Annotated in this window: 6 protein-coding genes and 1 pseudogene; 4 read left to right on the top strand and 3 right to left on the bottom strand. The window is 57.9% G+C overall.

Annotated features, from left to right (window positions below):
- On the top strand, nucleotides 1-867 hold an 867-nt coding region (locus HMPREF3173_RS25225; RefSeq protein ID WP_371906657.1), incomplete at its 5' end, for an RHS repeat-associated core domain-containing protein.
- Nucleotides 868-1,037: 170 nt separating this feature from the next.
- On the opposite strand, the gene HMPREF3173_RS25220 is transcribed toward HMPREF3173_RS25225, so the two are convergent.
- A complete protein-coding gene (locus HMPREF3173_RS25220; protein WP_218188835.1) occupies nucleotides 1,038-1,409 on the bottom strand; it encodes a hypothetical protein in 372 nt (123 codons plus the stop codon).
- On the opposite strand from HMPREF3173_RS25220, the gene HMPREF3173_RS24670 reads away from it, so the two are divergent.
- Both HMPREF3173_RS24670 and HMPREF3173_RS01160 read left to right on the top strand, forming a co-directional pair.
- Complete coding sequence (locus HMPREF3173_RS24670; RefSeq protein ID WP_371906656.1) at nucleotides 1,396-1,665, top strand: SDR family oxidoreductase; 270 nt, start codon at nucleotides 1,396-1,398, stop codon at nucleotides 1,663-1,665. The genes HMPREF3173_RS25220 and HMPREF3173_RS24670 overlap by 14 nt on opposite strands.
- A gap of 11 nt (nucleotides 1,666-1,676) precedes the next feature.
- Nucleotides 1,677-1,856 (top strand): hypothetical protein, encoded by a 180-nt coding sequence (locus tag HMPREF3173_RS01160; protein ID WP_070571157.1) that lies wholly within the window; start codon nucleotides 1,677-1,679, stop codon nucleotides 1,854-1,856.
- A gap of 40 nt (nucleotides 1,857-1,896) precedes the next feature.
- Here the strand turns inward: HMPREF3173_RS01160 and HMPREF3173_RS01155 are convergent, their stop codons facing one another.
- Nucleotides 1,897-2,310, bottom strand: coding sequence for a TetR/AcrR family transcriptional regulator (locus HMPREF3173_RS01155; RefSeq protein ID WP_070571156.1), 414 nt, complete (start codon nucleotides 2,308-2,310; stop codon nucleotides 1,897-1,899).
- Between the two features lie 150 nt (nucleotides 2,311-2,460).
- On the opposite strand from HMPREF3173_RS01155, the pseudogene HMPREF3173_RS24755 reads away from it, so the two are divergent.
- Nucleotides 2,461-2,768 (top strand): annotated as a pseudogene (locus HMPREF3173_RS24755) (FAD-binding protein); the annotation flags it as partial.
- Between the two features lie 170 nt (nucleotides 2,769-2,938).
- Here the strand turns inward: HMPREF3173_RS24755 and HMPREF3173_RS01145 are convergent.
- A partial coding sequence (locus HMPREF3173_RS01145; RefSeq protein WP_218188834.1) for an invasin domain 3-containing protein occupies nucleotides 2,939-4,179 on the bottom strand: 1,241 nt, incomplete at its 5' end.

Below are 4,179 nucleotides of genomic sequence, written 5' to 3'. Positions count from 1 at the left end.
ACGGGGCTCTATTACTACGGCTATCGCTATTACCAATCCTGGGCCGGACGGTGGCTCAGTGCCGATCCCGCTGGCACGGTAGACGGGCTGAACCTGTACAGCATGGTAAGGAACAATCCCGTCTCGCGCCTCGACGACCAAGGGTTGGCGGACCGAGATCCCAATGAGGATGACGACGGATTTGTATTGCCCAAGGGCAGGAAGCAAAGGAATCAGCAGCCCAAGCAAAGCAAGGACGCCAACACGGCGGCCACTGCAGGCGGCTCAAGGGCAGAGCCCAATTATGCGCTGAAAGACAGCGCCTCCACCGGTTTGCGTCAATGGGTCGAATCCAGAAATAGCCGTGTTAAATACGAGCCTACCGAGGCAGTGGGTAGAAGACTTGTAAATGTTGGCGGTAAGCAGGAGTTGAGACCTGTTTTTATGCTCACTGGCTGGATTGGAAAAGACAAAAAAGGAGACAAGTCAAAGGGGGAGGGGTGGAGGCACATCAGACAAAATCATTACCGTGATTTTGAAGTCGTCGGGTTCACTAAAGATGTAGAAATACAGTCGATCATCATGAAAGCCCTCACTGAGGGAGAGATCGTGGGTCAGCAAGGCAAGGCCTATGGACGCGAGTCGGCCCGCCCAATCTATAAGGTTGAGGAGGAAGGGAAAAACCACTTCATTGCCATTAGCGTTAGTCCGGATGGGAGCATCATTGGGGCTAATCCAAATGATGAGAAATATATAGAGGCAGGCGAGCGAGACGATGTGTTTCCTTCCACCCGTCACTTTTATGAAGTGGTGGAGAAAGAGAGAAATGGTCCGCAACGGATGGCCAACTTGATTCGAACGGCCATACAAAAAAGAACATCACGTTGATTTTTGCGAGCATCGCAGTTTAGTCCGCTCGGACGTAGTACTCCGAGGGTCGCAATTCCTATGGTCTCCCAACCGGCGGCATCCCGCCCCCCAAGGAGACCCTCATGGCCAACGACCCAACCGAGCAGCAGGTGTGCAGCGGTGAAACCTGGAACCGGTTCTGCGAACAGCTAAGGCGCAGCGGCGAGCAGATCCTGCGCGCCGAGGCGCCGGCCGATGCGCAGATCCGCGCCGAAGGCTTTCGCTACCTCACGCGCCTGCTGCGCATCGCCCTGGGGATGCACCCGGAGTTCGCCGACCCGGACTTTCCAGGCTTCATCACACCCTCCCACGAAACCGCCAAGATCGGCGCCGACAACCCCGACAACCTGTACCGCTACGCCCGCCTCAATGGCGCCCAGCGCTATCGCGTCAGCGGCCAGCGCGGCAGTGTCGCCTACTTGAGCTTCGGCACACAGAAAGGCGGTTACGAGACCGACGGCAAGATGATCCAGACCGGCTTTATCGACGCCAGCCAGCTTGAGCTCGATGCCCAGGGGCAACTTCCAAATCCGCGTCAATGCCCTGGCCTGCGGCTGGATGTGGGGGGCGCCGGTGCAGGCGGTGGTCCGTCAGAGTGCCGAGGCCCGCGGGATCAGCGAGGCGCAGGTCAAGGCCGAATTCAGCGCGGGCATCCCCGGCGGGCGTATGCGCACCGATGATGAATGCGCCCGGGCGGCGTTGTTTCTGGCCTCGGACTATTCCAGCGCAATCAACGGCGCGCAGCTCGACGCCAATGGCGGCGAGGTGATGTATTGAAGGGGGCGGTCATGCTCGATCATTGCGCCTTCAACGGCGACGCCGATGGTCTGTGCGCCCGGCAGCAGTTGCGCCTGGCGGGCGAACTCGACCCAAACGTGCAACTGGTCAGCGGGGTCAAGCGCGACATTGCATTGCTGGGCCGGCACGGGCCCTGGCGCAACGCCCCGGCCTGGGCGCACCTGAGCTGACGGCCCTGGCGCAGTTGGGCCAACTGCTCAATTACAGCGCCTATGGCGACAGCATGGCCGATTTGCACTTCGACCCGCTGGCCCTGGCCGCCTTGGCCAGGTAGCCCTGGTGAAACCCGCCCCGGTGCTGGTCGCGGTAGCGCACGGCAAAGCACAGGCATTCTTCCAGGTAGCGCTCGAAATCGTCCTCGAAGCCGACCAGCTGTTGCTGCATGGCACTGAAGAACCCGGCGTTCTCGCGGCTGATCACCGCCTGCACCAGTGCCTGCTTGGTGGCGAAGTAGCGGTAGAGCGTGCGTCGGGAAATATTCGCCCGGCGCGCCACGTCGTCGATGGCAAACCCCTCCGGGCCCACCTCGCTCATCGCCGCCAGGGCGCATTCGAGGATCTGCTGACGCCCTTGCTCGGCACTGTCCATGCGGCTGGCATCGCCCCAGCGCAGTTGTCGGGTCATGGCGGAACCTTCTGTGATCATTGGGAGTGGCGGCGATTGTCGCACTTAATGGCCGGCTGCAAGTTTTTGTGTCATCCCAATGGCTCAAAAATAAAATATGTGGACATAGTGCGGTCTCCATGGAATCGCGGCCAGCGGGGAGGTGCATCGATGAACAACGACAATCCGCAGGCTGTGCACTGGGACGCCGTCTACGACGTGGTCGTGGTCGGTTCAGGCGCTGGGGCCATGACTGCGGCGCTACGGGCCCACGACCAGAGGCTGTCGGTATTGATGGTGGAGAAGGCCGCCGAGTACGGCGGCACCACCGCCATCTCCGGGGGCGGGATCTGGGTTCCCTGCAACCACCAGATCGAAGGCTCGGTGGCAACGATTCGCGCGAAGAGGCCCGGGCCTACCTGCGTGCAACGGTCGGCGAGGACTACGACCCGGCGCGCATGGACGCCTACCTGGAGCATTGCGGCCGATCATCTGGCGCGGCAGGTGCCGATCGAGCAGGGGGAGCGGGTGGGGGCGCGGGCTTTGCAATAGCGTACGTGAGTCGATCGAGCGATGCCCATGGAGGCATAAACGCAAAAAATCCTGATGCCTTGCGGTATCAGGATTTTTGCTGGGGTATTAAAACGTGTCACAGACTCATGCAAACGTAATAATGTTTAGCCTTTGGATCGACACCGCTCGTTTCTGTATTCCCCGTTACAGGATCAAACAACGAAGGGCTAATGTCAGAGGTACGCCAATGTAAATCATTTTCATAGCCTATACTCTTCCAGTCTCTCCATGCCTCGCGTACTATCCCATCTGCAAGACTACCACCCTGGCTTTCACAGGAGCTAGTAGCGTCAGCAAAGGATAGCTTGTCCTTCGACGGCTTAAGGAATGTCGGCGTCATCGTATGGATGAAGGTGTTATTTCCTTTTTTTGCCGAAAACTTTATTTGGACGCTTTCCGTTGTCAATGGAACGTCGTTGGCTTGGAATCCTAAAGGTATAGAGGGTATTTCCGAAAGCCAGGAAACAGGCGTTACTATGGTGGCGTCGTACTCGTCTCTGCTTGCCTCTCGCTCATTCACTCGGAAGTGGAACTTTGCGGATTTGATCAAGGTATTGGTCCAAGCCGGGTTGAAATCATCATACTTCACATGCACCTTGGCTGTGCTGGGATACAGGTACTTGATTGCGACAGTCTGAGACAACGTACCAATGTCGGCACCATTAAAGAGTGGCACGATAGTATGGTCGTCGACTATGAAGGACCAAAATTTTGCAGTATAAGTCCCCGGGGTAGCCGTTTCTTGAGTTTCGCTAATGTTCACGTCACCCGGATCCAAGGGACGGCCCAGAGAGTCATGTTTAACTACAAATTGCAGGTTGCTCGCAAGGCCAGTCAGCGGATTGCCGGACGCATCTTTTGCTTCCAGTGTGAGTGTTATTTTTAGATAGGGGAGACCAGACGTTGCCGATACTGTAAAGGTCGATTTATCGGGCGCAGGGGCGGTTGCTGTCAGTTTGACTGTCTTGGTCAAAAGGCCCAAGTGAGTCTTTTTATAAATCGGCGTCACACTCCAGTTCTCCACCTTGGTACCTGTGAGTTTGGCGGTGTATACACCTGGGGTGGTTTCCTGCAGGTCCTTGATGGTCACGTCGGTACCGGCCGCCCCGCCCATGCTATCGATCACTTCGAACTCCAGATCACCTACGATGCCAGGTACAAGGTTCCCCTTGGCGTCCTTGGCCGTTAGCTGCAGCTCGGACGTCTGACCGCTGCCGGCCACGATGGAGTCTGGACTTGCGGTGAACGCGGAGTTGCCAGCGTCCACTGCACCCGGCTTGACGAATACCTTCTCTTCGAGGGCCAGGGCGGCACTTT

The organism is Pseudomonas sp. HMSC08G10 (genome assembly GCF_001808425.1).
GTDB classification, from domain to species: domain Bacteria; phylum Pseudomonadota; class Gammaproteobacteria; order Pseudomonadales; family Pseudomonadaceae; genus Aquipseudomonas; species Aquipseudomonas guariconensis.
The sequence above is the reverse complement of the archived record's forward strand: the minus strand, read 5'-3'. Positions and strand labels throughout refer to the sequence as shown.